A 26,955-nucleotide genomic window follows, 5' to 3' on the forward strand; every position below is an offset into this window, starting at 1 on the left:
CGCTTCGAACCTAAGTAAAAACCCTTATTTTGGCGAACTTCATTCCATGAGCGGGATAATGATTAAGCAAGATGTATGTTCCCGCCATTTATCATGGCGGGACTCGCACCGCGCACATGCGGCGGGCGCGCCCACCCGCCGGCGGCATAAGAACAGAGGTCCAAGATGGATATCCAGCTCAACGATATCGCGCTCTTCGTTGAAGTGGCCAAGCGCAAGAATTTCAGCCACGCGGCCGAAGCCCTCAACATCCCCACCTCCACGCTGTCGCGCCGTGTCAGCGAGCTGGAGCGCGGCCTGGGCATGCGCCTGCTCAACCGCAGCACCCGCCGCATCGACCTGACCGAAGCCGGCGCCCTGTATTTCGAGCGCTGCCGCCATATCGTCGAGGAAGCGCGCGTGGCGCACGAGCAATTGCAGGACATGGCCGCCCAGCCCAAGGGGCGGCTGCGCATTTCGCTGCCCACCAGCCTGGCGCAGCTGTTCCTGACCGACGTGATACCGGAGTTCCGTAGCCTGTATCCCGATATCGAATGCGACTTCGACCTCAGCATGCGCCCGGTCGATCCCATCAGCAATCCGTTCGACCTGGTGCTGCGCTTCGGGCAGCAGCCCGACTCCAGCCTGGTCGCGCGCCAGATCGTGCTGATGACCCAGCACCTGTACGCCGCCCCGCAATACCTGGCCCTGCATGGCGAACCGCGCGTGCCGGCCGACCTGGGGCATCACGAATGCCTGCGCCCCTCCATGAGCGACGCGTTCTCGTACTGGGTACTGCAATCGGGCGACAAGGTCGAGCGGGTCCAGGTGTCGGGCCGGCTGGCGGCCAACAACATCGGCATGCTGGGCCGGCTGGCCAGCCAGGGCCTGGGCATCACGCCGCTGGTCATGAGCGACAGCATGACACGCGCCATCAGGCAGGCGGGCCTGGTGCGCGTGCTGCCCGATTGGGCGCTGACGCCGATCCCGTTGTTCGCGCTGATGCCCTCGCGCATGGTGCCCGCCAAGACGCGGGCCTTCCTCGATTTCATCCAGCCGCGCCTGAACGCGGGCTGAGGCGGCGCGCGCTCAGTCGCCTTCCTGGTACTGGCACACGGTGTACAGCGGCGTGCCCGTGGCCGTGATCTGGGCCGAGCCGCCCAGGTAAGGCAGGTCGATGATGGCCGCGGCCTCGACCACGTTGGCGCCCAGCCGCTGCAGCAGCTTGATGGCCGCCAGCATGGTGCCGCCGGTGGCGATCAGGTCGTCGACCAGCAGCACGCGCTGGCCGGTGCGCACCGAATCGGTATGCATCTCGACCGCGGCATTGCCATATTCCAGCGAATATTCCTCGGCCACGGTACGGTACGGCAGCTTGCCCTTCTTGCGCACCGGCACGAAGCCGAGGTTCAGTTCGTGCGCCAGCACCGCGCCCACGATGAAGCCGCGCGCATCGACGCCGGCCACCAGGTCGAGGCGCTGGCGCATGTAGCGATAGACGAACAGGTCGATCAGGACGCGGAACGTGCGCGGGTCCTGCAGCACGGGCGTGATGTCGCGAAACGTCACGCCGGGCGTGGGCCAATCGGGGACGCTGCGGATGGTGCGCCGGACCAGTTCGGCGTAATCGGTCTGCATGGTGAACGTCCCTGGAAACAAAAGCAAGGCGAACTATAACCGCGCGCCGATGCTTAGGCCAGTCACATGGGCGCGGCGCGGTGCAGCCGGCCCGCTTGCAGCGTGTACACCGTATCGACCGTACCCGGCAGCAGGCGGGCATGCGTGGCGAGCACCACGGTACGCCCCTGCGTGGCGCGCGCCAGATCCGCCAGCAGCTCGGCCTCGGTGGCCGCGTCCAGGCCCGCGGTGGGCTCGTCGAGCAGGATGGCCGATGCGCCGGTCAGCAACGCGCGCGCCAGGCAAAGGCGGCGCGCCTGGCCGGCCGACAGTCCCGCACCGGTCTCGCCTATCCACGTATCGAGGCCGTGCGGCAGGCCGCGCACCACCTCGCCCAGGCGCGCCGCATCCAGCGCGCGCCACAGCGCCGCATCGTCGGCCTGCGCGTCGCCGATCAGCAGGTTGGTGCGCACGGTGCCGAGAAGCAATGGCGCGTCCTGCGACAGCAAGGCCACGCGGCGATGCAGCTCGGCCTGCGCGCACTCGCGCACATCGCAGCCGGCGTAGCGCACCGCGCCGCGCTGCGGGTCCTCCAGGCGCAGCAGCAGCTGCAGCACGGTCGACTTGCCGGCGCCGCTGGCGCCGACGATGGCCACGCGCTGCCCGGGCGCGACGCGCAGGCTGGCGCCGTCGAGCACCGGACGCGCCGCGGCGTCGGGCACGGGATAGGCAAACGTCACGTCCTCCAGCGCCAGTTCGCCCGCGGGCGGCAAGGCGCGCGGCGCGGCCGGATCGCGCAGGTCGGGTTCGCGCGCGGCGATCTCGCCGATGCGCGCGGCGGCGGCGACCGCAGCGCCCAGGCGCGAAACGCCGCGCATGACCGGGCCGGCCACTTCGAAGATGCCGATCGTCGCCAGCAACAAGCCCGCCAGCAAGGGACCGCTCAGCTCGCCCGCGGCCAGGCCGTCCAGCCCGAACCACAGCACGGCCAGCACCGCCGCGCCGGCGGCCAACTGCGCCAGCCACTGCCCGCGCGCGGCGATGCGCACCTGCGCCGCGCGCGCGCGGGCCGACTGCTCGCACGCGTCGGCGAACTGCGCGCGCGCCTGGGCGCCGGCATGCAGGGCCGCGATGTCGGCATGGCCTTCGACCGCATCCAGCGTCGCCGCGCGCAGGGCCGCCGCGCTTTCCTGCACCGCCGCGCCGGGCCGGCGGCCCGCGCGCGCCAGCCACCAGGGCGCCACGCCACAGCACAGCAGCAAGGCCGCGGCCACCACCAGCGCGGCGGCCGGAATCCAGGCCCCCATGACCGCGGTCAGAATGGCGCCGCCCGCCAGCGCCACCGCAACCGGCGCCAGCACGAACAGGAACACCGTATCCAGCGCGTCGACGTCGCTGGTCAGCCGCGCCACCAGGTCGCCGCCGCGGTAGCGCGCCAGTTGGCGCGGCGTCAGGCGCACCAGCGAGCGGAATACCGAGGCCCGCAGATCGGCCAGCAGGCGCAGCGTGGCGGCGTGGCCGGCCAGCCGTTCACCGTAGCGCGAGGCGATGCGGATGAACGACAGGCCGCGCACCAGCGACGACGGCACGAACAGATTGAACACCGCGCCCGCGCCGGCCAGCGCCGCCCCGGTCAGGAACCAGCCCGACACCCCGAGCAGGCCCACGCCCGCCGCCACGGTCAGCAGCGACAGCGCCAGGGCCAGCGCCAGCGCGCCTTTGCGGCGCGCGTACAAGCGGAACAGTAAGCGCCACAGGCTCATGCCGGCTGCAACTCCCGCAGGCGGCCCTGCTCCAGCATCCATTGCCGCGGCAGGCGCCGCGCCACCGCGTCGGCATGCGTGGCCAGCAGCAAGGTGCGTCCCTGCGCGAAGGCCAGGACCTCGTCGAGCACGCGCGCCTGTGTCGCCGCATCCAGGTGGGCGGCAGGCTCGTCCAGCAGGATCAGCCCGGGGTCGCGCAGGAACAGGCGCGCCAGCGCCACACGCTGTGCCTGCCCTCCTGACAGGCCATGGCCGCGGCTGCCCAGCGGCGTGTCCAGGCCGCGCGGCAAAGCCTGCGCGAACTCCATGACGCAGGCGCGCCGCGCCGCCTCCTCGACCAGCGCGGCACTGGCGCCAGGCCGCGCCAGGCGAATGTTGTCGGCGATCGAACCGGCGTACAGATAAGGCCGTTGACCGATCAGCACCACGCGTTCGCGCAGCGCGGCTTCGTCCCAGTCGGCCAACGGCACGCCGTCCAGCGCGATGGCGCCGGCGCCGTCGCGCAAGCGCGCCAGCAACTCCAGCAAGGTCGTCTTGCCGGCGCCGCTGGCGCCGCGCAATGCGACGTGCGCGCCGGCGTCCAGCTGCAGGGCGGCTTCGCGCAGCACCGGCGCGCGGCGGCCCGGCTGCGTCACGGTCAGGCCGCTCGCGGCCAGGCGCGCCGCGCCGCGCGCCAAGGCCGGCGCCGGGGCCGGCGGCGCGGGCTCAACCCCGGGCGAGGGCAGGCCGTCGAAGGTGCGCGCGATCTGCGCCACCGCGGCGCGCGCGGCCGCCCGGTCGTGGTAATGAGCGGCGAACTGGCGCAACGGCCCATATACCTCGGGGGCCAGCAACAGGCAGAAGAACCCGCCCTGCAAGGTCAGCACCGATGCCCGCACATCGAGAAAGCCCAGGTAGGTCAGGCCGATGTAGACCGCCACGCCGGCCACGCCCAGCGCCGCGAAGAACTCCAGCACGGCCGAGGACAGGAAAGCGATGCGCAGCACCGCCATCGTGCGCTGGCGCAGGGCGTCGCTAGCCGCCACGACCGACTGCGCCTCGGCCTCGGCGCGGCCATACAGCTTCAGCGTGGCCAGGCCGCGCAAGCGGTCGGCGAAGAAACCCGACAGCCGCGCAAACGCCTGCAGGTGGCGGCGGCTGGCCGCTTCCGCCCCCCACCCCACCAGCGCCATGAACAGGGGGATCAGCGGCGCGGTCACCAGCAGCAGCAGGCCGGCGATCACATCGACCGGCAGCACCACGACCGCGAAGGCGACCGGCAGCACCGCCGCCGCGCCCATGGCGGGCAGGTACTTGGCGAAGAAGGCGTCCAGCGCCTCGACCTGCTCGACCATGGCGCTGGCCAGTTCGCCCGAGGCGCGCTGGCGCGACCATTGAGGGCCCAGGGCCAGCAAGCGCGCGAACAACGCCTCGCGCACCTGGCGCTTGATGCGCTCGGCCGCCGCGGCGCCGGCGCGCTCGCCCAGCCAGGCCAGCGCGGCGCGCGCCAGCATGAGGGCCGCGATCGCGACAATGGAGGTGGCCAGCTCGGCGCGTGCCGCGCCCTGCACGATGGCCTGGTCCAGCACGCGGGCCAGCAGCCAGGCCTGGATGACCAACAGCACGCCGCCGATCAGCGGCGCGGCGCCGGCAACCGCCAGCGGCGCGCGCGCCGCGCGCGCCCGCATCGCCAGCCAGCGCGAATGCTCGCGAGGCGGTTTGTTCAGCGCGGCGGCGGGATCATGCTCGATACCGGAAGCGCCGCTCACTCGTCAGCCGGCTTCTTGTAGGGATCGTGCGCATGGCCTTCGCGCAACTCGAACCACATCGCATTCAGGATGCCGAACGCACACGCCAGGCTCAGGCCAAGAATCCAAGAGAAATACCACATGACTGGCTCCTGATCAGTACGAGTTGGGCGTGCCGTCCACCGAGTCTTCGGTGACCTTGCCGCGCATGACGCGATATACCCAGGCCGTGTAGACCGTGATGATCGGCAGGAAGAACGCCACCGCCAGCAGCATGATCCACAGCGTCAGCAGGCTGGACGACCCGTCCCAGACCGTCAGCCCGGCACCGGGCCGGCTCGACGACGGCATGATGAACGGAAACAGCGCGAAGCCGACCGTGAGGATGATGCCGGCGATCGACACTGACGAAGCGAGAAATGCGAGTACGTTGGCGCGCGCGCTGAGCAGCACGAAGGCAAGCAGCGCGCCGCCCACGCCCAGCGCCGGGGCGATCCAGGTCAGCGGCCATTTCTCGTAGTTGGCCATCCAGCCGCCGGCCTGCAACTCCACGGTCTTGAGCATGGGGTTGGACGGCGCATGCATGTCCACCGCGCTGGTGATCACGTGCCCGTCCAGGCCATAGGCCACCCAGAAACCGCCCGCCACGAACAGCGCGGCCGTGACCAGCGCCGCCAGGCGGCCCCAGTTGCGCGCCCGCGAGGACACCGGGTCATGCGTGCGCCAGGCCAGCAGCACGCCGCCATGCATCACCATCATCGCCACGCTGACCAGGCCGGCCAGCAGCGCGAAAGGCTTGAAGAGCTGGTAGAAGTGGCCTTCGTATTCGGGCCGCAGCGTCGCCGCGTCGAAGCCGAACGGCACGCCGAGGATGATATTGCCCATCGCCACGCCGAACACCAGCGCGGCCACCACGCCGCAAAAGCACAGCACCGCGTCCCAGCGGCTGCGCCAGCGCGTGCCCTCCATCTTGCTGCGGTACTTGAAGCCCACCGGCCGCAGGATCAGGGCGATGAGCACCAGCATCATGGCCAGGTAAAAACCCGAGAACGAGGCCGCATACAGCAGCGGCCAGGCCGCGAAGATGGCCCCGCCGGCGGTGATCAGCCAGACCTGGTTGCCTTCCCATACCGGGCCGACCACGTTGAGCACCACGCGCCGCTCGACATCGGTCTTGGCGACCAGCGGCAGGAGCGCCGCCACGCCCAGGTCGAAACCGTCCATCACGGCGAAGCCGATCAGCAGCGCGCCCAGCAACAGCCACCAGAGCACGCGCAGGGTGGCGTAGTCGAAAGGAATCAAGCTATCCATGTGCGTTCTCCCCCATCAATACGCATCGACGGCCGCCTGGACCGGATCGGCGCGCCGGCCGGCCGGCTCGCTCGCCTCGCCTTTCGGCCCGGCCTTGACGGCATGCAGCATCACCTTGACGCCGATCACCAGCAGCACCGTATAGAGCACCAGGAAGATGGCCAGGCTGATCGCCAGGTCGGTGATGGTCAGGCCGGATGCCGCATAGTAGGTCGGCAGCACGCCCTCGATCACCCAGGGCTGGCGGCCATCCTCGGCCACGAACCAGCCGCTCTCGATCGCCACCCATGGCAGCGGCAGGCTCCACAACGCCACCTTGAGCAGGCCGGGCCGGCTGTCCAGGCGCCCGCGCGAAGCCAGCCAGAACGCCACGCCGAAGAACAGGATCAGGTAGAAGCCCACCGCCACCATGACGCGGAACGCCCAGAACAGCGGCGCCACGTTCGGCACCGTGTCGAGCGCCGCCTGCGCGATCTGTTCGTCGGTGGCCTTGGACAGGTCGGGCTGGTAGCGCTTGACCAGCAGGGCGTAGCCCAGATCCGGCCAGGTGCGCTCGAACAGCATGCGCGCGTCGACATCCTTGGGATTGGCGCGAACGCGCTGCAGCGCCTCGTAGGCGGTAATGCCCTCGCGGATGCGCACCTCCGCGCGCCGCACCAGGTCGTCGATGCCCAGCAGCGGCGTGGTCAGCGAACGCGTACCGATCAGCCCCATGACGTACGGAATGGAAATCGCGAACTCGTTCCTGCGCTCTTCCTGGTTGGGAATGGCGATCAGGTTGAACGAGGCCGGCGCCGGCTCGGTATGCCACATGGCCTCGATGGCCGCGATCTTCATTTTCTGGTGTTCGGTGGTGAGATAACCGCTTTCGTCGCCCAGCACCACCACCGACAGCGCCGAAGCCAGGCCGAAGCTGGCCGCCACCGCCATCGAACGCTTGGCCAGGTCGATGTGGCGGCCCTTGAGCAGGTACCAGGCGCTGATCGACATCACGAACATCGCGCCCGCCACGTAGCCGGCGCTGACCGTATGCACGAACTTGGCCTGCGCCACCGGGTTGAGCAGCACGGCGGCGAAGTCGGTCATTTCCATGCGCATGGTGTCCGGATTGAACATCGCGCCCACCGGGTTCTGCATCCAGCCGTTGGCGATCAGGATCCAGAGCGCCGAGAAGTTGGTGCCGAACGCCACCAGCCAGGTCACCACCAGGTGGCCGACCTTGGAAAGGCGGTTCCAGCCGAAGAAGAACAGGCCGACGAAGGTGGCCTCGAGGAAGAACGCCATCAGCCCCTCGAGCGCCAGCGGCGCGCCGAAGATATCGCCGACGTAGTGGCTGTAGTAGGACCAGTTCATGCCGAACTGGAATTCCATGACCACGCCGGTGGCCACGCCCAGGGCGAAGTTGATGCCGAACAGCGTGCCCCAGAACATCGTCATCCGCTTCCAGATCTGGCGGCCGGTCATGACGTACACGCTTTCCATGATGGCCAGGATGAACGACAGGCCGAGCGTGAGGGGAACGAACAGGAAGTGGTACAGCGCGGTCGCGGCAAACTGGAATCGCGACAGGTTGACGACATCGAGGTCAATCATGGAGACGCTCCCAGACGGTAGACCGGCCCGGACAGCCGACATGGCCTCCCGGCTCGCTCGCAGGCCATGATAAGGGCGTTACGTGCAACTTCATAGGGATGATCCTCAACAAACAACAGCCAGATTCAATCCTTGCCGCGCAGCTTGCCGGCAAAACCCAGCACTTTCTGCACTTTTGAACCGAGTTTCATGAGATTTTGCAGCGTTTCGGGCGGCAGGCGCTGCACCTCGTCGAACCATCCCGTGGACAGCTCGATCAGCTCCAGCATCTCGTGCATGCGCTGCTGGGCATAGGCTTGCGCCTCGTCGGCCGGCCGCTCCAGCAAGGTGTCGCGCAACAGCGTAAGGGTGGGATCGATTTCGCGCTTGCGCTTCTCTTCCATCAGGATGCGGAAAATTTCCCAAACATCCTTGGGCGTCTCGAAATAATCGCGCCGGTCGCCGACCTGGTGCATCAGCTTGACCAGCCGCCACGACTGCAGCTCCTTCAGGCCCATGCTGACGTTGGAACGCGAAAAGCCCAGCGCCTCGGCGATGTCGTCGGCGTGCAGGGCCTTGGGCGACAGGAACAGCAGGGCATAGATCTGCCCCACGGTGCGGTTCACGCCCCAGCGGCTACCCATTTCGCCAAAATGCAGCACGAACCGTTCGGTTTGGGGAGAAAGCGCCACGACAATATTTGTTACGTTGATTTCAGAAATTCCTGAAATTATCGAACGTCGTGAAAAAAAAGACAAGGCGTCGGCGCCTTGCCGGCCCGGCGCGCAAATGAAAACGCCCCCTGACGGGGGCGCTTGCCCGCGCTGGCTGTGTTCAGGCGCCGGCGCGCACGCGCACGGCCTGCGACACGCGCGCCGCCTTGGCCCGGGCCTGGTCGACGTCGTCGGCCACGGCCAGCCCCACGCCCATGCGGCGCTTGGCGAAAGACTCGGGCTTGCCGAACAGGCGGATGTCCGTGCCGGGCTCGGCCAATGCCTGCGCCACGCCCTCGAAGGCCACGCCACGGGCCTCCACGCCGCCGTAGATGACGCTGCTTGCGCCCGGCTGGCGCAGGCGCGTATCGACCGGCAGGCCCAGCAGCGCGCGCGCGTGCAGCTCGAATTCGTTCTGCACCTGGGAAATCAGGGTAACCATGCCGGTGTCGTGCGGACGCGGGCTGACTTCGGAGAACCAGACCTGGTCGCCGGCCACGAACAGCTCCACCCCGAATATGCCCAGGCCGCCCAGGTCGCCGGTCACGGCCAGGGCGATCTCGCGCGAGCGCTGCAGCGCGGCCGGCGACATGGGATGGGGCTGCCAGCTCTCGACATAGTCGCCATCGACCTGGCGATGCCCGATGGGCTCGCAGAACTGCGTCACGATCTGCCCGTCGGCGCCGCGGGCGCGCACCGTCAGCAGGGTGATCTCGTAGTCGAACTCGATGAAACCCTCGACGATCACGCGTCCGGCGCCCACGCGCCCGCCCTCCTGGGCGTAGCGCCACGCGGCGGCGATGTCATCGGCCGAGCGGATGATCGACTGGCCCTTGCCCGAGGAGGACATGACCGGCTTGATCACGCACGGATAGCCGATGCCGCCGTCGATGGCCTCGCGCAGCGCCTGCTCGGTATCGACGAAGCGGTAGGGCGAGGTGGGCAGGCCCAGGGTCTCGGCGGCCAGCCGGTGGATGCCTTCGCGGTTCATGGTCAGGTGGGCGGCGCGGGCGGTGGGCGTGACGCGCACGGCGCCTTCGTCCTCCAGCGCGACCAGCAGGTCGGTGGCAATGGCCTCGATTTCGGGCACGACCACATGCGGGCGCTCCTGCTCGATGACCTGCCGCAGCGCCTGCGGATCGGTCATGGAGACCACGTGGGCGCGATGCGCCACCTGGTGGCCCGGCGCGTCGGCATAGCGGTCGACCGCGATGACCTCCACCCCCAGGCGCTGCAGGGCGATCACCACCTCCTTGCCAAGCTCGCCTGCGCCCAGCAACATGACGCGGGTAGCCGTTGGAGACAGCGGGGTGCCGAGAACCGGCGCGGGAAAGGTGGACATGACGACGGACCTGCCTGAAAAGAAAAAGGGCGCAAAAAGGAGCCGCCAGCATGCCATAGGGGCCCGGACCCGGCAACTTGGCGCACTGCGATTAAAATCCGCTCCATGAGCGCTCATCCCGACCCCACGCCCGAGGCCATTCTCGCCTCGGCACGCCGCACGCTGCAGACCGAGGCGCAAGCCATTGCCGACCTCGCCGCCCGGCTCGACGACAGCTTCGTGCAGGTCGTCGGCATGCTGCTGGCCTGCCGCGGCCGCGTCGTGGTCAGCGGCATAGGCAAGACCGGGCACATTGCCCGCAAGCTGGCCGCCACCCTGGCCTCCACCGGCACGCCGGCCTTTTTCGTGCACGCCGCCGAAGCCATCCACGGCGACCTGGGGATGGTCACCCGCGACGATGTCCTGATCGCGATTTCCTATTCCGGCACCGGACAGGAGCTGCTGACCATTCTGCCGGTGGTGCGCCGCATGGGCGCGGGACTGATCGCCATTACCGGCAACGCCGAATCCGAGCTGGCCCGCCTGGCCGACGTGCACCTGGACGCCAGCGTGTCCCAGGAGGCCTGCCCGCTGAATCTGGCGCCCACCGCCAGCACCACGGCGGCGCTGGCCCTGGGCGACGCCCTGGCGGTCGCCTGCCTGGAGGCGCGCGGCTTCGGCCGCGAGGATTTCGCGCGTTCCCACCCCGGCGGCGCCCTGGGCCGCCGCCTGCTCACCCATGTGCGCGACGTGATGCGGCACGGACCCGCGCTGCCCATCGTCGCCGAAGACGCCCCCCTGCCCCGCGCGCTCGAGGAAATCTCGGCCAAGGGCATGGGCATGACGGCGGTCGTCGACGCACAGCGCAAGCCCGTGGGCATCTTCACCGACGGCGACCTGCGCCGCCTGATCGAGCGCGTCGGCGATATCCGCAGCCTGACGGTAGCCGACGGCATGACCCGGGCTCCGCGTACCATCGGGCCCGACGCGCTGGCCGCCGAGGCCGCCCAGCAAATGGACGACCGCCGCCTCAACCAGATGCTGGTGGTGGACACCGCCGGCGTGCTGATCGGCGCCCTGCATACTCACGACTTGATGGCAGCCAAAGTAGTATGACCAAGAACTCTCCTGTTTCCGTGCCGCACCCCGCCGAAGCCCTGGTGCTCGCCCGCATCCCCGCCTCGGTGCGCGAACGCGCCGCCGCGGTGCGCCTGATGGTTTTCGACGTCGACGGCGTGCTGACCGATGGCGGCCTGTACTATGGCGAGCACGGCGAAATGTTCAAGCGTTTCCATGCGCTGGACGGCCATGGCCTGCGGCTGCTGATGGAAGGCGGCCTGAAAGTCGCCCTGATCACCGGCCGCTCCGGTCCCATCGCCGACCGGCGCGCCGCCGAGCTGGGCATCGCCGAAGTCCTGCAAGGCGTGCGCGACAAGGGCGGCGCCCTGAGTGAACTTGCCCAGCGCGTGGGCGTCCAACTCAACCAGACCGGCTATATGGGCGACGACATCATCGACCTGCCTGCCATGCAGCGCGCCGGCTTCGCCGCCAGCGTCGCCAATGCGCCGGGCTACGTGGCGCAAGCCGCCCACTGGGTATCCAGCCAGCCGGGCGGCCAGGGCGCGGTGCGCGAATGCTGCGACCTGCTGCTTGCCGCCCAGGGCCGCCTGGGCACCTTCCTGGGCACGCCGGCCCTGCTCGGGCCTGGCGCCATCCAGTAACCGTTATCAGGCATGAAAGAACGCTTTCCCTCGCTGATCGCCTTGTTCCTGCTGCTGGCGCTGGTCGTCGGCACGTGGTGGGCGGCCGACTATGCGCAACGCGCCGTCCAGGTCGATCCGCCGCGCCGGCTGACGCACGAGATGGACTCGTGGGCGCGCAATTTCGTGATGCTGCGCACCGACGTCCAGGGCCGCCCGATCAACCGCCTGGAAGGCGTCTATGTCGAGCACTTCCCCGACGACGACTCCTACCACGTGACCACGCCGCGCGCCATCGGCCAACAGGCCGGCAACCCGATCACCATCGGGGTATCGAAAACCGCCATCATGGAACAGGGCGGCCAGCGCATCGTCATGAACGGCGACGCGCACGTGCACCGGCAGCCCGACGCCCGCAACGAGACGCTGGACGTACGCAGCCAGCAGCTGATCCTGCTGCCCGACGACGACGTGGTGTTCACCGACTTGCCCGCCCAGGTCAACAAGGGCAACTCCCGCATGAACGGCACCGGCATGCATTACAACAACAAGACCCGGCAATTGCGCGTGTCGGCGGCTGCCGACGTCGAAATTGCAGGAACCGAGGGGCGCAAGCGGCAATCCACCGAGACGCCCGCCAACTCCAACCAGAACAAACCATGACCCACCTGAGGCTTTCCCTTGCCCCGCTGCGGTTGTGCAGCATCCTGCTGCTAGCCGCTGCCGGCGCTGCGCAGGCGCAGGCGCAATCCGGCCAGGCCGCGCCGGCCGAAGAGCCGAGCACGCTGATCCTCTCGGACACGCTGCACTACGACGACATCAAGCGCCAGAGCATCTTCACGGGCAACGTCATCCTCACGCGCGGGCTGATGACGCTGACCTCGGACAAGCTGGAAGTCAACGAGGACGCGGCGGGCAACCAGTTCGGGGTCGCCACGGCCGACAAGGGCAAGATCGTCACCATCCGCCAGGGCCGTCCCGAGACCTTCGAGCTGATCGAGGGCAAGGGCCTGCGCGCCGAATACGAAAGCAGCAAGAGCCAGTTCGACCTGATCGGCCAGGCCATCGTCACCCGCTACATCTGCGGCAAACCGTTCGACACGATTCGCGGCGACCGGGTGCGCTACAACGAGAAGACCGGCATCTACCAGGCGCAGGGCGGCCCGAACTCATCGGCCGCAGGCGGGCGCGTACGCTCGCTGGCCGAGCCGCGCGCCAAGGCCGACGCCGCGATCGCGGAATGCCGCGCCAAGAAGCAAGCGCCCAAGAAGCCGCAGTGAACCGCGCCTCCCTCTCCTATCACGTTGCACGATGACCGACTCCCACGCCACTCTGTCCACCGCCACCGCTGCCGGCGCCGCCGCCAGCAGCCTGCGCGCCACCGGGCTGCGCAAGACCTACAACGGCCGCACCGTGGTGCAGGATGTCTCGCTGTCGGTGGTCAGCGGCGAGGTGGTGGGCCTGCTCGGGCCCAACGGCGCGGGCAAGACCACCAGCTTCTACATGATCGTCGGCCTGGTTCCGGCCGACTCCGGGCGCATCGAGATCGACGGCTCGAACATCACGTCCATGCCCATCCACAAGCGGGCGCGCATGGGCCTGTCGTACCTGCCCCAGGACGCCTCGGTGTTCCGCCGTCTGACGGTGGAGCAGAACATCCGCGCCGTGCTGGAGCTGCAGCTCGGCCCCAACGGCAAGCCGCTGCCCGAGGCCAGGATCCGCGACAACCTCGAAGCCCTGCTGGAAGAACTGCAGATCGGCCATATCCGCGCCAACACCGCCATTTCGCTGTCCGGCGGCGAACGTCGCCGGGTCGAGATCGCGCGCGCCCTGGCCACCAGCCCGCGCTTCATCCTGCTTGACGAACCCTTCGCCGGGGTCGACCCGATCGCCGTGATCGAGATCCAGCGCATCGTGCGCTTCCTGAAGGGCCGCGGCATCGGCGTGCTGATCACCGACCACAACGTGCGCGAAACCCTGGGCATCTGCGACCGCGCCTACATCATCAGCGAAGGCAAGGTCCTCACCGATGGGCACCCCGACGAGATCGTCGGCGACCCGGCCGTGCGCCGCGTCTATCTGGGCGAGCATTTCCGCATGTAAGCGGGGGCTGCGCCGCGTCCTCTCGGGGAAAGCCCTAAGCCCTGCGCGCGCCCCTCTGGGGCCGCCATCAAACGTACACAATCTTGCGCTAGCGCAGCTTGTATTGGCCAATAGAGTCTATACACTAGTACTCAAGGATCCCGCACGCGGATCCACCTGCCCTACAGGAGGACGCCCCCCCATTTACCCGCGCTCATGCGCACCCTTTTTTCTCTTTTCGGAAGGAGAGCAGACTATGAACCTGAGCATCTGCGGTCGTCACCTCGACGTCACCCCGGCAATCCGGGAATATGTCATGAACAAGCTGGCGCGAGTGCTGCGGCATTTCGATCATGTTATCGATACCCAGGTCATGCTTTCGGTAGAGCCCCTGCGGCACAAGGCCGAAATCACCATGCGTCTGCGCGGCAAGGATATCCATTGCGAAGCCGTCGACGAGAACCTCTATGCAGCCATCGATCTACTGGTCGACAAAATAGACCGTCAGGTCATCAAGCACAAAGACAAGGTTCAGAGCCACTCCGCCGAGTCCGCAAAGCGACAAGCCGCTGCGCTGGCCGCGCAGCAACCGTAGTCCCGCGCCTTGCGAACGCTCGTAGCGTGAGCCTGCCCCCATCGTGATCCGGACCACCGGATCCGTTATCGCGACCGATGTCCCAGGAAGTACTCCGCGGGACATCGGCAAGCAAACTCCCCCACCTGTCCCTCAATTGGCCTTCGTCATGCCGCGTTGCATGCATGCGTCCGCCCTCCCATAATTGCCCGGTTCGGACTATGCTTGCGCAGTCCCGGCAGGGCAGGAAAGGCAACGATTTTTTGCACTGCGACATATAACCATATAATGACCCGCATGAATCACTTGTCGCGCATCCTACCCGCCGGCAATGTCGTGCTCGACATGCTCGCCACGAGCAAGAAACGGGCGTTCGAACAGGCCGGCCTACTTTTTGAAAACCATCACGGATTGGCCCGCTCGGTCGTGTTCGATAGCCTGTTCTCGCGTGAGCGGCTGGGCTCGACAGCGCTGGGCCAGGGCGTCGCCGTGCCGCATGGCCGGGTCAAGGGCCTGGACCAGGCGCTGGCCGCGTTCATCCGCCTGGCCCAGCCCATCCCCTTCGACGCGCCCGACGGCCAGCCGGTCTCCATGCTGCTCTGTCTGCTCGTTCCCGAAGCCGCCACGCAACAGCACCTGGACATCCTGGCCGAACTGGCCCAGCTCATGTCCAACAAGCCGCTGCGCGAAGCGCTGGCCAGCGAAACCGACCCGGCCGCGGTGCACCGCATGCTGACCACCGGCCAACTCTGACGCCACGCGAAACTTGCCATGCTTACGGTCCAGGAACTGGTCGACGACAACGCCGACAAAATCCCCTTCAGCTGGATCGCCGGCCATGACGCCGCCGACCGGGCCATCCCCGACGACGGCATGGCCGCCGCCGACCTGGTAGGCCACCTGAACCTGATCCACCCGTCCCGCATCCAGGTGTTCGGCCAGGAAGAACTGGCGTACTACACGCGCTTCGACCTGCGCCGCCGCATGCACCACATGGACGAGCTGCTGATCGGCGGCGTGCCGGCCATCCTGCTGGCAGACGGCCTGACGCCGCCGCAAGACCTGATCGACCAATGCGCGCAGCACCAGGTACCGCTGCTGTCCACGCCCGTGGCGGCCGCCCAGCTGATCGACCTGCTGCGCATCTACCTGGGCAAGAAACTGGCGCCCACCACGACCGTGCACGGCGTCTTCCTCGACGTGCTGGGCCTGGGCGTGCTGATCACCGGCGAATCGGGCCTGGGCAAGAGCGAACTGGCGCTGGAACTGATCTCGCGCGGCCACGGCCTGGTGGCCGACGACGCGGTCGAACTCTCGCGCACCGCCCCCGGCGTGATCGAGGGCCATTGCCCGCAACTGCTGCAGAACCTGCTGGAAGTGCGCGGCCTGGGCCTGCTCGATATCCGCACCATCTTCGGCGAGACCTCGGTGCGCCGCAAGATGCGCCTGAAACTGATCGTGCACCTGGTGCGGGCGACCGCGCAGGACAAGTTCGAGCGCCTGCCGCTGCAGGACATCACCCAGGACATGCTCGGCCTGCCGATCCGCAAAGTCATGCTGCAAGTGGCCGCCGGCCGCAATCTCGCCGTACTGGTCGAAGCCGCCGTACGCAATACCATCCTCAAGCTGCGCGGCATCGACACGCTGGGCGAATTCATGGAACGCCAGGCCATGGCGATCCTGCAAAGCAGCAAGTAACACCACGGTGCCAGTCCCCGCAAGGGGGACAGGCACCGCAAATCTCCATGTGCCTGTCCCCCTTGCGGGGCATGGCACCCAACCCAGGGCATCGAGCCCCGCCCTACCGCCCCGCTCCGCTCTCCCGCGTGCGTTTCACGTCCAGCGGCGTGACCGCGCCGGCCTGGTTGCCCCAGCTGTTGCGCACGTACGAAACCAGCATGGCGATGTCGTTGTCCGGCAGCGCCTGCGCGAACGGCGGCATGCCATGCGGGCGCGGGTTGGCCGCGGTCGCTGGCGCGAAGCCGCCATCGAGCACCATGCGTATCACGTTGGCCGGTTCGGCCGCGATGACGCTCGGGTTGCCGGCCAGCGCGGGCCAGGCGGGGAAGCTGCCCTTGCCGTCGGCCTGGTGGCACTGCGCACAATGCTGGCCGTACAGCTTGCCGCCCAGCTCCATCACCGTCGCGGACGGGGCGCCGCGCCTGGCGGGCGGCGGCGCCGCCGGCAAGGACTTGAGGTAGGTGCCGATGGCCAGCGCGTCGTCGCCGCTGAGATACTGCGTGCTGCCCAGCACCACTTCGGCCATGGGGCCGGCCACGGTCGAGTGCGGCGCGATGCCGGTCGTCAGCAGCGCGGCGATGTCCTGCGCGCTCCAGTCGCCCAGGCCGGTGCCCGGCTGGCCGGTCAGCGACGGCGCGTACCAGCCCAGCCCGTCGATCATGCCTCCGCCCAGCGCCTCGGCGGCGCGGGTGGCCCCCAGGCTGTTGCGCGGCGTATGGCAGGCCGCGCAGTGGCCCAGCCCTTCGGTCAGGTAGCGCCCGCGATTCCACTGCAACGACTGTCCGGGATCGGCCTGCGGCCCGCCCGGCTCGAAATACAGCGCCCGCCACGCCGCCAGCAGCAGGCGCTGGTCGTACGGCGACGCCAGCTCGTGCGGGCGACTGGCCTGGCGCACCGGCTCGACCGTGCGCAGGAAGGCGTACAGCGCATCGGCGTCGGCGCGCGTCATGCGGGTGTATTCGGTGTACGGAAAGGCCGGGTACAGCAGCCGTCCGCCGGGGCCTTTGCCGTTGTGCAATGCCTGCCAAAAGTCGTCGGCGCTCCAGCCGCCGATGCCGGTTTCGGCGTCGGGCGTGATGTTCGGTCCATACAGGGTGCCGAACGGCGTGGGAATGGGCGTGCCGCCCGCGTAGGCCTGTCCGCCGCGCGCAGTGTGGCAGGCCATGCAATTGCCGGCCCGCGCCAGGTAGCGCCCTTGCTCGACCAGCTCGTCGGCCGATCCGGTGGCCGGCGCGGCTTGCGGGCCGGCGGGCACGTGGTCGCGGGTGCCCAGCCAATACAGGGTGGCGACGGCGGCCAGCAGGGCCAGGATGGCGACGACGAGGACGCGCTTGATGATCTTCATGGCCGCCTCCTCAATGCCCCGCCTGGCTGCCGCACTCCAGCGGCAGCGTCAGCGAGCCGGCCGGTTGCGGCGTGTACGGATGTCCCACCGGCTGGCCAGCCAGCCAGGCCGACACCGCGCCGATATCCTCGGGCGTCAGCTTGAGCGAGACCTGCGCCATGCAGTCGGGCTCGGCGGCGCGCCGCAGGCCGTTCTGCCAGCTGCCGATCTGCGCCACGAGGTAATCGCGCGGCAGGCCGCGCAGGCCCGGGATGGCCGGCGCGACGCCGGCCAGCGATGCGCCATGGCAGGACGCACAGGAAGGGATAGCGCGGGCCGGGTCGCCCTCGCGCACCAGCAAGCGGCCGCGCTCGACCAGGGCGGCCGAGGCTTCGACGCGCGCCGGCGGCGGATAGGGCACGTCCTGGCCGGCGAAGTATGCCGCCATCTCGCGCAGATACGCATCGGGCAGGCCGTTGAGCAGATGCGCCATGGGCGGATACTGGCGCCGGGCATCGCGAAAATTCAGCAACTGGTGGTACAGATAATCCTGCGGCTTGCCCGCCAGGCGCGGATAGTAGCCGTCGGGGCCGGCGCGGCCCTGTTCGCCATGGCAGGCCGTACAGGCGGCGACCCGGGCGGCCATGGTGTCGGGCCGCAGCGCGGCCTCGCCCTGGGCCACGGCCTGGGACATCGCCAGCATGCCCGCGGCTGCGGCCAGCACGCCACACGCGGCGCGCCAGGCTCGCATTGCAATACGCAAATCGGATTTGAAGGCTAACATCGGACTGTCGAAGTTGACGCGGGCCCGGCCCGCCGGAACGTCGGCCGCTTGGCCGACTGCCAGGATACCCGCCTGCCCGCCATCGGGACAGGCGCAGATCCGGCAGCCGAGACCATAGCAGATGCCGGCCGGCGCGCACGGGCGATCGAATTCCATGCCACAATCACAGCCATGTTGAGAGTCGTCCTTATTACCGGCATTTCCGGCTCCGGCAAGTCGGTCGCCCTGCGCCTGCTCGAAGATGCGGGGTTCACCTGCATCGACAACCTGCCGGTGCGCTTTCTGGCCGAATTCATCGCCAATGCCCGCGATGACGCCATGGAACGGGTCGCCGTCGCCATCGACGTGCGCTCACCCGGCGAGCTGGCCGAACTGCCCGATGTCATCACCGCCTCGCGCGCCATGGGCACCAGCCTGAGCGTGATCTTCCTCGACGCCAACACCGACACGCTGGTGCAGCGCTATTCCGAGTCGCGGCGCCGCCACCCGCTGACCGACCGCCTGGCGCGCGGCGGCAAGACCCCGTCGCTGGCCGAGTGCATCGCGCTGGAACGCGAGCTGATGGCGCCGCTGCGCGACCAGGAACACGTCATCGACACCTCGGATCTCACGCCGGGCCAGTTGCGCGCCTGGATCCGCGACCTGATCCAGGCCGACCGGCCGCCGCTGGTGCTGACTTTCGAATCGTTCGCCTACAAGCGCGGCGTGCCCAGCGACGCGGACCTGATGTTCGACGTGCGCTGCCTGCCCAACCCCTACTACGACCGCACCCTGCGCCCCCTGACCGGCCGCGACGAACCGGTGGCCACCTGGCTGGGCGGCTTCGATATCGTGACCCAGATGATCGACGATATCGCCGCGTTCATCCGCCGCTGGCTGCCCCAGTACACGCAGGACACGCGCAACTACCTCACCGTCGCCATCGGCTGCACGGGCGGGCAGCACCGCTCGGTATACGTGGTCGAGCAACTGGCGCGGCGCTTCTCCGACCACGACCCGCTACTGGTGCGCCACCGCACCCAACTGCCCGACGACCCCGCATGATCCGTTCGCGTCCGCTTGCCCTCCTGTCGACACTGCTGCTGGCGCTGGCCATCGCAGGCTGCTCCACGCCAGGCAAGAAACGCGGCGGCTACTACAAGGACGACGGCCCCGACGCCAACCCGCCGTCCAACCTCGACAACGTGCCCGACGCGACGCCGCGCCTCGAACCGCTGGCCAGCGGCCCGAACCGGCCCTATGTGGTGTTCGGCAAGCGCTATGTGCCCGACACCAGCGAACGCCCGTTCCGCCAGCAGGGCCTGGCCTCCTGGTACGGCAAGAAGTTCCATGGCAACTCGACCTCCAACGGCGAGTCGTACGACATGTACGCCATGACGGCGGCGCATCCGACGATGCCGATTCCCAGCTACGCGCGCGTCACCAGCAAGATCAACGGGCGCACGGTCATCGTGCGGGTCAATGACCGCGGACCGTTCCACAGCGACCGCATCATGGACCTGTCCTATGTGGCGGCCCACAAGCTGGGCATCATCGGCCCGGGCAGCGGGCCCGTCACGGTCGAGCGCATCCTGCCTGCCGAGATCCTCGCCATGAATGGCGGCGCGGCAGCGCCACGGCCCGGGCCCGCCTCGGCCACCGGACCGCTGCCCGTTGCCGCGCCCAGCGCGGCCGCCGCCGTCGAGCTGCACCCCGCGACCCAGCTCGCCTCGAACGCGCCGACGCCGCCGCGCCCGGCCACGGGCGCGGGCAGCGGCATCTACCTGCAACTGGGCGCCTTCAGCCAGCCGGCCAACGCCGAATCGCTGGTCAGCCGCATCAACGGGCAACTGGATCCGGCCAGCGGCATTCCGCCGGCGGTGGTCGAGCAGGCCAACAACCTGTATCGCGTACGCATCGGCCCCTACGCCACGCGCGAAGCGGCGCTGGGCGCGGTGCAGCCGGTGGCCGACCGCACCGGCATCCTGCCCAGCCTCAGCGCCACGCCCTAGGCCGCGCCGAAAGGCAGTTCCATCTGCGTGGTGGAAACCCGGCGCGCACGGGCGGCGCGGCTCAGGTAGCGGTGTCCCTCGTGGGCCAGCAGCGCCTGCTTGCGCGGCAGCCCGCCGCCAAACCCCGTCAGCGATGTGTCATGGCCGATGATGCGGTGGCAGGGGATCAGGATGGAAATCGGATTCCTGCCCACCGCGCCGGCCACGGCGCGGGCCGCCTTGGGCCGGCCGACGCGCCGCGCCAGCTCGCCATAGCTGATGGTCGCGCCGAAAGGCAGTTCCAGCAGCGCCTGCCAGACCTGGCGCTGGAATGGCGTGCCCTCGGGCTGCATGTCCACCTCGAAAGCGCGCCGCCGGCCCGCGAACCATTGCTCCAGCTCGGCGGCCGCCTGCCGCAACGCCGGGTGCGCGGCGTCCGGCGTCCAGCCCGCGGCGGCAGGGCAATCGCGCTGGTCGACGAACCAGGCGCCGCACAGCGCCTGCCCGCGCGCGGCCAGCCGCATCGGCCCCAGCGGCGTATCGGTGTCGCAATAGAGGATATCCGTGGCCTGGGCGCTGGGCGGATTCATGGCTGCTCCTTGCGCGCCAGCGCCCGTGCATACAGCACATCGCGCGCCAGGCCGGTCACCTTGGCGGCCACCCGCGCGGCATCGCGCACCGACAGCGACTCCAGCAGCGCGTCGAGCAGCGCATCGGTACGCGGGTCGGCCGGATCGGCCTCGTCGTCCTGGGCGCCCGGCGCCTGGTGCACGATCAGCACGAATTCGCCCTGGCCGCGGTGCGCGTCGGCGGCCAGCCAGTCCGCCGCCTCGCCCAGCGGCATCGTGGCGATTTCCTCGAAGCGCTTGGTCAGCTCGCGGGCCACGGTCAACAGCCGGGCCGGGCCGCCGGCCTCGCGCAGGTCGGCCAGCGTGGCGGCCAGCCGATGCGGCGACTCGAACATCACCACCGGCGCCGGCAGCGCGCACCACTGGCGCAGCCAGCGCTGGCGCGCCACCGCCTTGGCGGGCGGGAAGCCGGCGAACGCGAACGCCGGATTCTCGTCCGAGGTCGCTCCGCTGCCCATCAGCGCCGCAATCACGGCGCTGGGGCCGGGCACCGGCACCACGGCGTAGCCCGCCTCGCGCACCACGCGCACGATGCGCGCGCCCGGATCGCTGACCGCCGGCGCGCCGGCGTCGGACACCAGCGCCACGCGCTGGCCCTGGGCCAACCGTTCGCAGATCGCCTGGGCAGCGCTGGCCTCGTTGTGGCGGTGCGCCGCCATCAGCGGCGTGCTCACGCCCCAGGCGTCCAGCAGCGTGCGGCTGGCGCGCGTATCTTCGGCTGCGATCACGTCGGCGCGCACCAGCGCCTGCCACGCGCGCAGGCCCAGGTCGCCGAGGTTGCCGATGGGCGTGGCGATCACGTACAAGGTGGCCGCCGGCCAGTGCTGCGCGGCCACCCGGTCGGCCACCCGGCTCCAGGCGTCGCCCGGGGCCGGCGATAGGACATCTTGATTCATTGCATGGTGCTGCGACGGTGAAAACTGTGCCAGTGTAGCCCTGCACCGCCCCTCGCGACGACCGCCATGACCGACACCGCCACCCGCCTGGCCTTCGCCCGCGCCGCCCAGGCCCAGCGCCGCCTGCATCGCCGCCCGCCGGCCTCGCCGCGCGCAAGCCCCGGCGCCCGCGACGGCGGCTCGCCCACGCAGCGCTGCGGACAGGCTTACGAAAGTGCCGCCCTGCGCTGGCTGGCAAGGCAGGGCCTGCGGCCGCTGGCGCGCAACCTGCGCTGCCGCGCCGGCGAAATCGACCTCGCCATGCGCGACGGCGAAGTACTGGTACTGGTCGAAGTGCGGGCGCGCGCCCACGCCGGCTACGGCGGCGCGGCGGCCAGCATCGGCGCGTCCAAGCAGGGCCGCCTGGCGCGCGCGGCGGCCTTGCTGCTGCCCGTGCTGCTGCGCCGCCACTGGCCCGGCGCGCCGCCGCCGGTGCGCTTCGACGTCGTGGCCTTCGAGGCCGGCCGGCCGCACTGGCTGCGCGGCGCCTTCTGGCTGGCCGAGCATGCCCCCGCGCAGGGGCGCCGCGGACAGGATGCGCAGGGCTGGCGCGTGAGATAATGCGCGCCATGGATATGACCTCTCGCATGACGTCGCACTTTCGCGATGCGATGGCGCTCTGCGAACAAAGCGCGGACGCGCTGGCCGCCCCCCTGGCAGCCGCGGTAGACCTGCTTTTCGCAGCCCTGGCCAACAACGGCAGGATTCTGGCATGCGGCAACGGCGGCTCGGCCGCCGATGCCCAGCATTTCATCGCCGAACTGGTGGGCCGCTTCGAGCGCGAACGCCTGCCCCTGGCCGGCATCGCCCTCAATACCGACACCTCCATCATGACGGCGGTGGGCAACGACTACGGATTCGACGAGATCTTCGAGCGGCAGGTCCATGCGCTGGGCCAGCCCGGCGACGTGCTGGTGGCGATCTCGACCAGCGGCAATTCGCCCAATGTGGTGCGCGCCATGGAAACCGCGCGCGAACGCGAAATGCATGTCATCGCGCTGACCGGCAAGGGCGGCGGGGTCATGGGGGAACTCATCACCCCGCACGACGTCCATCTCTGTGTGCCGCACGATCGCACCATGCGTATCCAGGAAGTCCATATCATCTTGCTGCACGCCCTGTGCGACGGCATAGACGCCCTTCTACTAGGAGACACCGAATGATGCCCGACGCCAAAACCGCCGCCCGTCCCCTGCTGCTGGCCGCCGCCCTCTCGGCCGCGGCGCTCACGCTGTCGGCCTGCGCCCCGCTGGTCATCGGCGGCGCGGCAGCCACCACCGCGGTCGTCGTCACCGACCGGCGCACCTCCGGCGTCCAGCTCGAAGACCAGAACATCGCCTTCAAGGCCGAAAGCCAGATCGCGCAGAAGCTGGGCAACACCGCCCGCGTCAATGCCATGGTGTACGGCGGCCACGTGCTGCTGACGGGCGACGCCCCGACCGAAGAGGCCAAGGCGCAGGCCACCGCCATCGCCCAGTCGATCGAGAACGTCAAGGCGGTCACCAACCAGCTGACGGTCGGCCCGGCGGCCGATTTCAGCACCCGCTCCAACGACACCTGGCTGACCTCGAAGGTCAAGACGGCCCTGATCAACACCAAGTACGTACCTTCCGGCACCATTTCGGTGACGACCTCGCGCGGCGTGGTCTACCTGATGGGCAAGGTCACCCAGGCCGAGGGCGACTACGCCGCCAACGCGGCCGCGGGCGTGGGCGGCGTGGCCCGGGTCGTCAAGCTGTTCGAGACCATCAGCCGCGAAGAGGCCATCCGCCTGTCGGGTTCGGGAACCAAATCCGGCGAGGGCTCGTCTGATGGTACGGCCGCGCAGAAGGCGCCGATCGAATCCGGCGCCACACCGGCGGGCAGCGGTAGCAACGGCGTCGAAGCCATACCCATCAAATGAAGAAAATCGCGCTTGTCCTGATCATTGCGGTGGCCGCCGGCATTGGCGGCTGGTTCATGTGGCGTCCGGCCCAGACCGCGCCGGATGTCGCCTTCACCACGCTCGAGGGCCAGAAAATCACCATGCAGGACCTGCGCGGCAAGGTCGTGCTGGTGAAGTTCTGGGCCACCAGTTGCGTCACCTGCGTCAAGCAGATGCCCGACAACATCGCCAACTACAACCAGTACCACCCGCAAGGCTACGAGACCATCGCGGTCGCGATGAACTACGACCCGCCCAATTACGTGCTGAACTTCGCGCAAACGCGCAAGCTGCCGTTCCCCGTGGCGCTGGACACCAGCGGCGAGCTGGCCCAGGCGTTCGGCAACGTCCGCCTCACGCCCACGGCCTTCCTCATCGACAAGCAAGGCCAGATCATCAAGCGCTACCTGGGCGAGTACGACAAGGCCGAATTCCAGGCCACGGTGCAAAAGGCGCTGGCAGGGTAAGCGGCGGGGCCGGGTACTGGTGCCTGTCCCCGCGGGGACAGGCACCCAGAATTCCGCGGGTGCCAGTCCCCATGCAGGGACAGGCACCCAAAGGATCAGAAGGCCGGGACGACCGCGCCCTTGTACTTCTCGATGATGAACTTGCGCACCGCTTCCGAATGCAGGGCGTTGACCAGCTTCTTCACCGCCGGGGCGTCCTTGTTGTCGGGACGGGCGGCCACCAGGTTGGCGTAGGGCGAGTCGGCGCCTTCGATGAACAGGGCGTCGCGCGTGGGCACCAGGCCCGCTTCCAGCGCGTAGTTGGTGTTGATCAGCGCGAGGTCCAGGTCATCGAGCGAACGCGGCAGCATGGCGGCTTCCAGTTCGCGGAACTTCAGCTTCTTGGGGTTCTCGGCGATGTCGATCGGGGTGGCGACGATGTTGGACGGGTCCTTCAGCTTGAGCAGCCCCTGCTTCTGCAGCAGCAGCAAGGCGCGCCCGCTGTTGGAGGGATCGTTCGGGATGGCGATGGTGGCGCCGTCCTTGAGCTCAGCCAAACTCTTGATTTTCTTCGAATAACCGCCAAAGGGCTCGACATGGACCAGGCCCACCGACACGAGGTTGGTCTTGCGGTCCTTGTTGAAGGTGTCCAGGTACGGCTGGTGCTGGAAGAAATTGGCGTCGAGCTGCTTGTCGGCCAGCTGCAGGTTGGGCTGGACGTAGTCGGTGAACACCTTGATGTCCAGCTCCACGCCTTCCTTGGCCAGGGCCAGCTTGACGACCTCGAGGATCTCGGCGTGCGGCACCTGGGTGGCGCCAACGACCAGTTTTTCCGCCTGGGCGGCGCCGCCGGCCAGCAGGAAGGCCGACGCCAGCAGGGCCGACCGGACAAAGTTCATACGCATATGTAGCCTCTTGATGGGTGGTTCGCGGGCCTCGGCCCCGGCCGGATGCCGGCCTGGCGCGCGGAAAATGGCGCCGCCGTTGCAAAAACGCCCCCAAATGTACCTGAATGAAGCCTATTTGTCGGGCATATGGACATGGGTTGGCCGCATAAGGCCGCAGCGAATACTACAATCGGCCGTAGGCTTGGCGCTGCCCTCCGTGGCCCGGCGCCTGGCTGTCCTTTCATCCTACTTTTATATTCAGTCCGTATATTTGTTGCCATGACCGACACCCCCGACCCTGCCGCCGTCCTGTCTCCCGCTGTCAAAGCGGCCGTGCTGTCCGAAGCCCTGCCGTATATCCGACGATTCCACGGCAAGACCATCGTGGTGAAGTACGGCGGCAACGCGATGACGGAAGAACGGTTGCAGCGCAGCTTCGCCCACGACGTGGTGCTGCTCAAGCTGGTCGGCCTGAACCCGGTGGTGGTGCACGGCGGCGGACCGCAGATCGACGACGCGCTGCGCCGCATCGGCAAGCAGGGCACCTTCGTGCAAGGCATACGGGTGACCGACGCCGAAACCATGGAAGTGGTCGAATGGGTGCTGGGCGGACAGGTCCAGCAGGACATCGTCATGATGATCAACGAGGTCGGCGGCAAGGCCGTCGGCCTGACCGGCAAGGATGGCATGCTCATCCAGGCCACCAAGAAGCTGATGGTCAACAAGGACGACCCCAGCCAGCCGCTGGATATCGGGTTCGTCGGCGACATCACGCGCGTCGAGCCGGCGGTGGTCAAGGCGCTGCAGGATGACCAGTTCATCCCGGTGATCTCCCCGATCGGCTACGGCGAGGACGGCACCGCGTACAACATCAACGCCGACGTGGTCGCCGGCAAGATGGCCGAGGTGCTGGGCGCCGAGAAGCTGCTGATGATGACCAACACGCCGGGCGTGCTGGACAAGGGCGGCAAGCTGCTGCGCAGCCTGTCGGCCCAGACCATCGATGAACTGTTCGCCGACGGCACGATCTCGGGCGGCATGCTGCCCAAGATCTCGTCGTCGCTGGACGCGGCCAAGAATGGCGTGAATTCGGTGCACATCGTCGACGGCCGCGTGCCGCACTGCCTGCTGCTGGAAATCCTCACCGACCAGGGCGTGGGCACGATGATCAGCTCGCATTGATGCAGGCGCGCCGGTATCTGCTGCGGCCGGCGGCGCGCCTGCGCCGCTCGCGCCGCATCGCCACGGCCGCGCCCGAGCGCCTGTGGCTGTTCGACCTCGACAACACGCTGCACGACACCTCGCACGCCATCTTCCCGCTCATCGACCGCGGCATGACCGAGGCGGTGGCCGAGACGCTGGCCGTGGACGAAGCCACCGCCAACCGGCTGCGCGCCGAGTACTGGCGGCGCTATGGCGCCACCGTCATCGGCCTGGTGCGCCATCATGGCGTGGACGCCGACGCGTTCCTGCATCGCAGCCACAACTTCGAGGTCGCGCCGCTGGTGCGCGCCGAAACCGCCCTGGCCGACAAGCTGCGCCGGCTGCCGGGCCGCAAGGTGCTGCTGACCAACGCGCCGCTGCACTATGCCCGCGCGGTGCTGCGCCACCTGGGGCTGCTGCGGCAATTCGACAGCATATGGGCCATCGAACAGATGCGCATGCATGGCCAGTTCCGGCCCAAGCCATCGGATGCCTTGCTGCGCTACGTGCTGGCGCGCGAGGGCGTGCCGGCGGCGCGCGCCGTGCTGATCGAAGACACGCTGGACAACCTGCGCAGCGCGCGGCGCGTCGGCCTGCGCACCGTGCACGTATTCCATCCGGGCACCCCGTTCGCCCGCGGCCATCGCCAACGCCCTGGCTATGTGGACTTGCGGGTAAACTCGGTCAGTGATTTGCTGTTGCGTCGTCGCCCGCTGCGCGGCTGACGACGGGTTCCCTACTCCACCTCCTGTCA

At 68.8% G+C, this 26,955-nt stretch carries 30 protein-coding genes; 17 read left to right on the forward strand and 13 right to left on the reverse strand.

Annotated elements, in window-relative coordinates; translation table 11 throughout:
- The first annotated feature begins 165 nt into the window (after positions 1–165).
- Positions 166–1,056 carry a LysR family transcriptional regulator gene (locus LK409_RS18315; protein ID WP_003815158.1) on the forward strand — a complete coding sequence of 297 codons (891 nt, stop codon included), beginning with the start codon at positions 166–168 and terminating at the stop codon, positions 1,054–1,056.
- Positions 1,057–1,068: 12 nt separating this feature from the next.
- Here LK409_RS18315 and LK409_RS18320 read toward each other — a convergent pair whose 3' ends face one another.
- The 8 genes from LK409_RS18320 to purT form a co-directional block, all read right to left on the reverse strand.
- Positions 1,069–1,617, reverse strand: coding sequence for an adenine phosphoribosyltransferase (locus LK409_RS18320; RefSeq protein ID WP_033446416.1), 549 nt, complete (start codon positions 1,615–1,617; stop codon positions 1,069–1,071).
- 62 nt (positions 1,618–1,679) lie between these two features.
- Positions 1,680–3,359, reverse strand: coding sequence for a thiol reductant ABC exporter subunit CydC (gene cydC / locus LK409_RS18325; RefSeq protein WP_010929349.1), 1,680 nt, complete (start codon positions 3,357–3,359; stop codon positions 1,680–1,682).
- Positions 3,356–5,107: a thiol reductant ABC exporter subunit CydD gene (gene cydD / locus LK409_RS18330; protein ID WP_003815161.1), complete on the reverse strand. Its 1,752-nt coding sequence runs from the start codon at positions 5,105–5,107 to the stop codon at positions 3,356–3,358. The genes cydC and cydD overlap by 4 nt, the downstream gene beginning before the upstream one ends.
- Positions 5,104–5,229, reverse strand: a complete 126-nt coding sequence (cydX, locus tag LK409_RS18335; protein WP_003817696.1) for a cytochrome bd-I oxidase subunit CydX — start codon at positions 5,227–5,229, stop codon at positions 5,104–5,106. The genes cydD and cydX overlap by 4 nt, the downstream gene beginning before the upstream one ends.
- Before the next feature lie 13 nt (positions 5,230–5,242).
- Positions 5,243–6,397 carry a cytochrome d ubiquinol oxidase subunit II gene (cydB, locus tag LK409_RS18340; protein ID WP_003815166.1) on the reverse strand — a complete coding sequence of 385 codons (1,155 nt, stop codon included), beginning with the start codon at positions 6,395–6,397 and terminating at the stop codon, positions 5,243–5,245.
- Between the two features lie 15 nt (positions 6,398–6,412).
- Positions 6,413–8,032 (reverse strand): cytochrome ubiquinol oxidase subunit I, encoded by a 1,620-nt coding sequence (locus LK409_RS18345; protein WP_010929350.1) that lies wholly within the window; start codon positions 8,030–8,032, stop codon positions 6,413–6,415.
- 83 nt (positions 8,033–8,115) lie between these two features.
- The gene (locus tag LK409_RS18350; RefSeq protein ID WP_003815169.1) at positions 8,116–8,661 is read right to left on the reverse strand and encodes a GbsR/MarR family transcriptional regulator; all 546 of its coding nucleotides are present in this window, start codon (positions 8,659–8,661) and stop codon (positions 8,116–8,118) included.
- 142 nt (positions 8,662–8,803) lie between these two features.
- Positions 8,804–10,024, reverse strand: coding sequence for a formate-dependent phosphoribosylglycinamide formyltransferase (gene purT / locus LK409_RS18355; protein WP_010929351.1), 1,221 nt, complete (start codon positions 10,022–10,024; stop codon positions 8,804–8,806).
- Between the two features lie 105 nt (positions 10,025–10,129).
- Here purT and LK409_RS18360 point away from each other — a divergent pair, with 105 nt between their 5' ends.
- The 8 genes from LK409_RS18360 to hprK all read left to right on the forward strand — a co-directional run bounded on the left by LK409_RS18360 (position 10,130) and on the right by hprK (position 16,057).
- Positions 10,130–11,119: a KpsF/GutQ family sugar-phosphate isomerase gene (locus LK409_RS18360; protein ID WP_003815171.1), complete on the forward strand. Its 990-nt coding sequence runs from the start codon at positions 10,130–10,132 to the stop codon at positions 11,117–11,119.
- On the forward strand, positions 11,116–11,724 hold the full coding sequence (locus tag LK409_RS18365) for a KdsC family phosphatase (protein WP_003815172.1): 609 nt from the start codon (positions 11,116–11,118) through the stop codon (positions 11,722–11,724). The genes LK409_RS18360 and LK409_RS18365 overlap by 4 nt, the downstream gene beginning before the upstream one ends.
- 12 nt (positions 11,725–11,736) lie before the next feature.
- Positions 11,737–12,366 (forward strand): LPS export ABC transporter periplasmic protein LptC, encoded by a 630-nt coding sequence (lptC, locus tag LK409_RS18370; protein WP_003815173.1) that lies wholly within the window; start codon positions 11,737–11,739, stop codon positions 12,364–12,366.
- Positions 12,363–12,983, forward strand: coding sequence for a lipopolysaccharide transport periplasmic protein LptA (gene lptA, locus LK409_RS18375; RefSeq protein WP_010929352.1), 621 nt, complete (start codon positions 12,363–12,365; stop codon positions 12,981–12,983). The genes lptC and lptA overlap by 4 nt, the downstream gene beginning before the upstream one ends.
- Before the next feature lie 31 nt (positions 12,984–13,014).
- Positions 13,015–13,806 (forward strand): LPS export ABC transporter ATP-binding protein, encoded by a 792-nt coding sequence (gene lptB, locus LK409_RS18380; protein WP_010929353.1) that lies wholly within the window; start codon positions 13,015–13,017, stop codon positions 13,804–13,806.
- 235 nt (positions 13,807–14,041) lie between these two features.
- Positions 14,042–14,380, forward strand: a complete 339-nt coding sequence (gene hpf / locus LK409_RS18385; protein WP_003815178.1) for a ribosome hibernation-promoting factor, HPF/YfiA family — start codon at positions 14,042–14,044, stop codon at positions 14,378–14,380.
- A 276-nt stretch (positions 14,381–14,656) separates the two neighbouring features.
- On the forward strand, positions 14,657–15,112 hold the full coding sequence (locus LK409_RS18390) for a PTS sugar transporter subunit IIA (protein WP_010929966.1): 456 nt from the start codon (positions 14,657–14,659) through the stop codon (positions 15,110–15,112).
- Between the two features lie 18 nt (positions 15,113–15,130).
- On the forward strand, positions 15,131–16,057 hold the full coding sequence (gene hprK, locus LK409_RS18395) for an HPr(Ser) kinase/phosphatase (protein WP_003815180.1): 927 nt from the start codon (positions 15,131–15,133) through the stop codon (positions 16,055–16,057).
- Positions 16,058–16,160: 103 nt separating this feature from the next.
- Here the strand turns inward: hprK and LK409_RS18400 are convergent, their stop codons facing one another.
- On the reverse strand, positions 16,161–17,444 hold the full coding sequence (locus LK409_RS18400; RefSeq protein ID WP_010929354.1) for a cytochrome c: 1,284 nt from the start codon (positions 17,442–17,444) through the stop codon (positions 16,161–16,163).
- A gap of 10 nt (positions 17,445–17,454) precedes the next feature.
- Positions 17,455–18,207 carry a c-type cytochrome gene (locus LK409_RS18405; protein ID WP_010929355.1) on the reverse strand — a complete coding sequence of 251 codons (753 nt, stop codon included), beginning with the start codon at positions 18,205–18,207 and terminating at the stop codon, positions 17,455–17,457.
- Positions 18,208–18,378: 171 nt separating this feature from the next.
- Between LK409_RS18405 and rapZ the strand changes: the two genes are divergently transcribed.
- Positions 18,379–19,251, forward strand: coding sequence for an RNase adapter RapZ (rapZ, locus tag LK409_RS18410; RefSeq protein WP_003815183.1), 873 nt, complete (start codon positions 18,379–18,381; stop codon positions 19,249–19,251).
- Positions 19,248–20,198, forward strand: a complete 951-nt coding sequence (locus tag LK409_RS18415; RefSeq protein ID WP_003815184.1) for a septal ring lytic transglycosylase RlpA family protein — start codon at positions 19,248–19,250, stop codon at positions 20,196–20,198. The genes rapZ and LK409_RS18415 overlap by 4 nt, the downstream gene beginning before the upstream one ends.
- Here the strand turns inward: LK409_RS18415 and LK409_RS18420 are convergent.
- Positions 20,195–20,767 carry a methylated-DNA--[protein]-cysteine S-methyltransferase gene (locus tag LK409_RS18420; protein WP_010929356.1) on the reverse strand — a complete coding sequence of 191 codons (573 nt, stop codon included), beginning with the start codon at positions 20,765–20,767 and terminating at the stop codon, positions 20,195–20,197. The two genes, LK409_RS18415 and LK409_RS18420, sit on opposite strands and share 4 nt — an antisense overlap.
- The gene (gene rsmI, locus LK409_RS18425) at positions 20,764–21,702 is read right to left on the reverse strand and encodes a 16S rRNA (cytidine(1402)-2'-O)-methyltransferase (RefSeq protein WP_010929357.1); all 939 of its coding nucleotides are present in this window, start codon (positions 21,700–21,702) and stop codon (positions 20,764–20,766) included. Before rsmI ends, LK409_RS18420 begins: the two co-directional genes overlap by 4 nt.
- Before the next feature lie 66 nt (positions 21,703–21,768).
- Here rsmI and LK409_RS18430 point away from each other — a divergent pair, with 66 nt between their 5' ends.
- From LK409_RS18430 to LK409_RS18445, 4 genes are read left to right on the forward strand one after another with little or no spacing between them, the layout of a single operon-like run.
- On the forward strand, positions 21,769–22,302 hold the full coding sequence (locus tag LK409_RS18430) for a YraN family protein (protein WP_010929358.1): 534 nt from the start codon (positions 21,769–21,771) through the stop codon (positions 22,300–22,302).
- An 8-nt stretch (positions 22,303–22,310) separates the two neighbouring features.
- The gene (locus LK409_RS18435; RefSeq protein ID WP_033446211.1) at positions 22,311–22,904 is read left to right on the forward strand and encodes a phosphoheptose isomerase; all 594 of its coding nucleotides are present in this window, start codon (positions 22,311–22,313) and stop codon (positions 22,902–22,904) included.
- Complete coding sequence (locus tag LK409_RS18440) at positions 22,901–23,644, forward strand: BON domain-containing protein (protein ID WP_010929359.1); 744 nt, start codon at positions 22,901–22,903, stop codon at positions 23,642–23,644. The genes LK409_RS18435 and LK409_RS18440 overlap by 4 nt, the downstream gene beginning before the upstream one ends.
- Positions 23,641–24,132 carry a peroxiredoxin family protein gene (locus LK409_RS18445; protein WP_003815191.1) on the forward strand — a complete coding sequence of 164 codons (492 nt, stop codon included), beginning with the start codon at positions 23,641–23,643 and terminating at the stop codon, positions 24,130–24,132. The genes LK409_RS18440 and LK409_RS18445 overlap by 4 nt, the downstream gene beginning before the upstream one ends.
- A 95-nt stretch (positions 24,133–24,227) precedes the next feature.
- Here the strand turns inward: LK409_RS18445 and LK409_RS18450 are convergent, their stop codons facing one another.
- Entirely contained in the window at positions 24,228–25,016 is a 789-nt protein-coding gene (locus tag LK409_RS18450; protein WP_010929360.1) for a MetQ/NlpA family ABC transporter substrate-binding protein, read from the reverse strand.
- A gap of 261 nt (positions 25,017–25,277) precedes the next feature.
- Here LK409_RS18450 and argB point away from each other — a divergent pair, with 261 nt between their 5' ends.
- Positions 25,278–26,180 carry an acetylglutamate kinase gene (gene argB, locus LK409_RS18455; RefSeq protein WP_010929361.1) on the forward strand — a complete coding sequence of 301 codons (903 nt, stop codon included), beginning with the start codon at positions 25,278–25,280 and terminating at the stop codon, positions 26,178–26,180.
- Complete coding sequence (locus tag LK409_RS18460; RefSeq protein ID WP_003815194.1) at positions 26,180–26,926, forward strand: pyrimidine 5'-nucleotidase; 747 nt, start codon at positions 26,180–26,182, stop codon at positions 26,924–26,926. The genes argB and LK409_RS18460 overlap by 1 nt, the downstream gene beginning before the upstream one ends.
- Positions 26,927–26,955: the final 29 nt, after the last annotated feature.

Source organism: Bordetella parapertussis (assembly GCF_020735925.1).
Taxonomy (GTDB): Bacteria; Pseudomonadota; Gammaproteobacteria; order Burkholderiales; family Burkholderiaceae_B; genus Bordetella; species Bordetella pertussis.

Coding starts and splice junctions, on each gene's coding strand:
- lptA (WP_010929352.1), top strand. CDS start 12,363: ATGACCCACCTGAGGCTTTCCCTTGCCCCGCTGCGGTTGTGCAGCATC.
- LK409_RS18315 (WP_003815158.1), top strand. CDS start 166: ATGGATATCCAGCTCAACGATATCGCGCTCTTCGTTGAAGTGGCCAAG.
- hprK (WP_003815180.1), top strand. CDS start 15,131: ATGCTTACGGTCCAGGAACTGGTCGACGACAACGCCGACAAAATCCCC.
- LK409_RS18445 (WP_003815191.1), top strand. CDS start 23,641: ATGAAGAAAATCGCGCTTGTCCTGATCATTGCGGTGGCCGCCGGCATT.
- LK409_RS18405 (WP_010929355.1), bottom strand. CDS start 18,207: ATGTTAGCCTTCAAATCCGATTTGCGTATTGCAATGCGAGCCTGGCGC.
- cydB (WP_003815166.1), bottom strand. CDS start 6,397: ATGGATAGCTTGATTCCTTTCGACTACGCCACCCTGCGCGTGCTCTGG.
- LK409_RS18320 (WP_033446416.1), bottom strand. CDS start 1,617: ATGCAGACCGATTACGCCGAACTGGTCCGGCGCACCATCCGCAGCGTC.
- LK409_RS18430 (WP_010929358.1), top strand. CDS start 21,769: ATGACCGACACCGCCACCCGCCTGGCCTTCGCCCGCGCCGCCCAGGCC.
- LK409_RS18435 (WP_033446211.1), top strand. CDS start 22,311: ATGGATATGACCTCTCGCATGACGTCGCACTTTCGCGATGCGATGGCG.
- LK409_RS18460 (WP_003815194.1), top strand. CDS start 26,180: ATGCAGGCGCGCCGGTATCTGCTGCGGCCGGCGGCGCGCCTGCGCCGC.
- lptC (WP_003815173.1), top strand. CDS start 11,737: ATGAAAGAACGCTTTCCCTCGCTGATCGCCTTGTTCCTGCTGCTGGCG.
- rapZ (WP_003815183.1), top strand. CDS start 18,379: ATGTTGAGAGTCGTCCTTATTACCGGCATTTCCGGCTCCGGCAAGTCG.
- LK409_RS18390 (WP_010929966.1), top strand. CDS start 14,657: ATGAATCACTTGTCGCGCATCCTACCCGCCGGCAATGTCGTGCTCGAC.
- LK409_RS18365 (WP_003815172.1), top strand. CDS start 11,116: ATGACCAAGAACTCTCCTGTTTCCGTGCCGCACCCCGCCGAAGCCCTG.
- LK409_RS18440 (WP_010929359.1), top strand. CDS start 22,901: ATGATGCCCGACGCCAAAACCGCCGCCCGTCCCCTGCTGCTGGCCGCC.
- lptB (WP_010929353.1), top strand. CDS start 13,015: ATGACCGACTCCCACGCCACTCTGTCCACCGCCACCGCTGCCGGCGCC.
- purT (WP_010929351.1), bottom strand. CDS start 10,024: ATGTCCACCTTTCCCGCGCCGGTTCTCGGCACCCCGCTGTCTCCAACG.
- rsmI (WP_010929357.1), bottom strand. CDS start 21,702: ATGAATCAAGATGTCCTATCGCCGGCCCCGGGCGACGCCTGGAGCCGG.
- LK409_RS18450 (WP_010929360.1), bottom strand. CDS start 25,016: ATGCGTATGAACTTTGTCCGGTCGGCCCTGCTGGCGTCGGCCTTCCTG.
- LK409_RS18345 (WP_010929350.1), bottom strand. CDS start 8,032: ATGTCGGCTGTCCGGGCCGGTCTACCGTCTGGGAGCGTCTCCATGATT.
- LK409_RS18415 (WP_003815184.1), top strand. CDS start 19,248: ATGATCCGTTCGCGTCCGCTTGCCCTCCTGTCGACACTGCTGCTGGCG.
- hpf (WP_003815178.1), top strand. CDS start 14,042: ATGAACCTGAGCATCTGCGGTCGTCACCTCGACGTCACCCCGGCAATC.
- LK409_RS18360 (WP_003815171.1), top strand. CDS start 10,130: ATGAGCGCTCATCCCGACCCCACGCCCGAGGCCATTCTCGCCTCGGCA.
- cydX (WP_003817696.1), bottom strand. CDS start 5,229: ATGTGGTATTTCTCTTGGATTCTTGGCCTGAGCCTGGCGTGTGCGTTC.
- argB (WP_010929361.1), top strand. CDS start 25,278: ATGACCGACACCCCCGACCCTGCCGCCGTCCTGTCTCCCGCTGTCAAA.
- LK409_RS18420 (WP_010929356.1), bottom strand. CDS start 20,767: ATGAATCCGCCCAGCGCCCAGGCCACGGATATCCTCTATTGCGACACC.
- LK409_RS18400 (WP_010929354.1), bottom strand. CDS start 17,444: ATGAAGATCATCAAGCGCGTCCTCGTCGTCGCCATCCTGGCCCTGCTG.
- cydC (WP_010929349.1), bottom strand. CDS start 3,359: ATGAGCCTGTGGCGCTTACTGTTCCGCTTGTACGCGCGCCGCAAAGGC.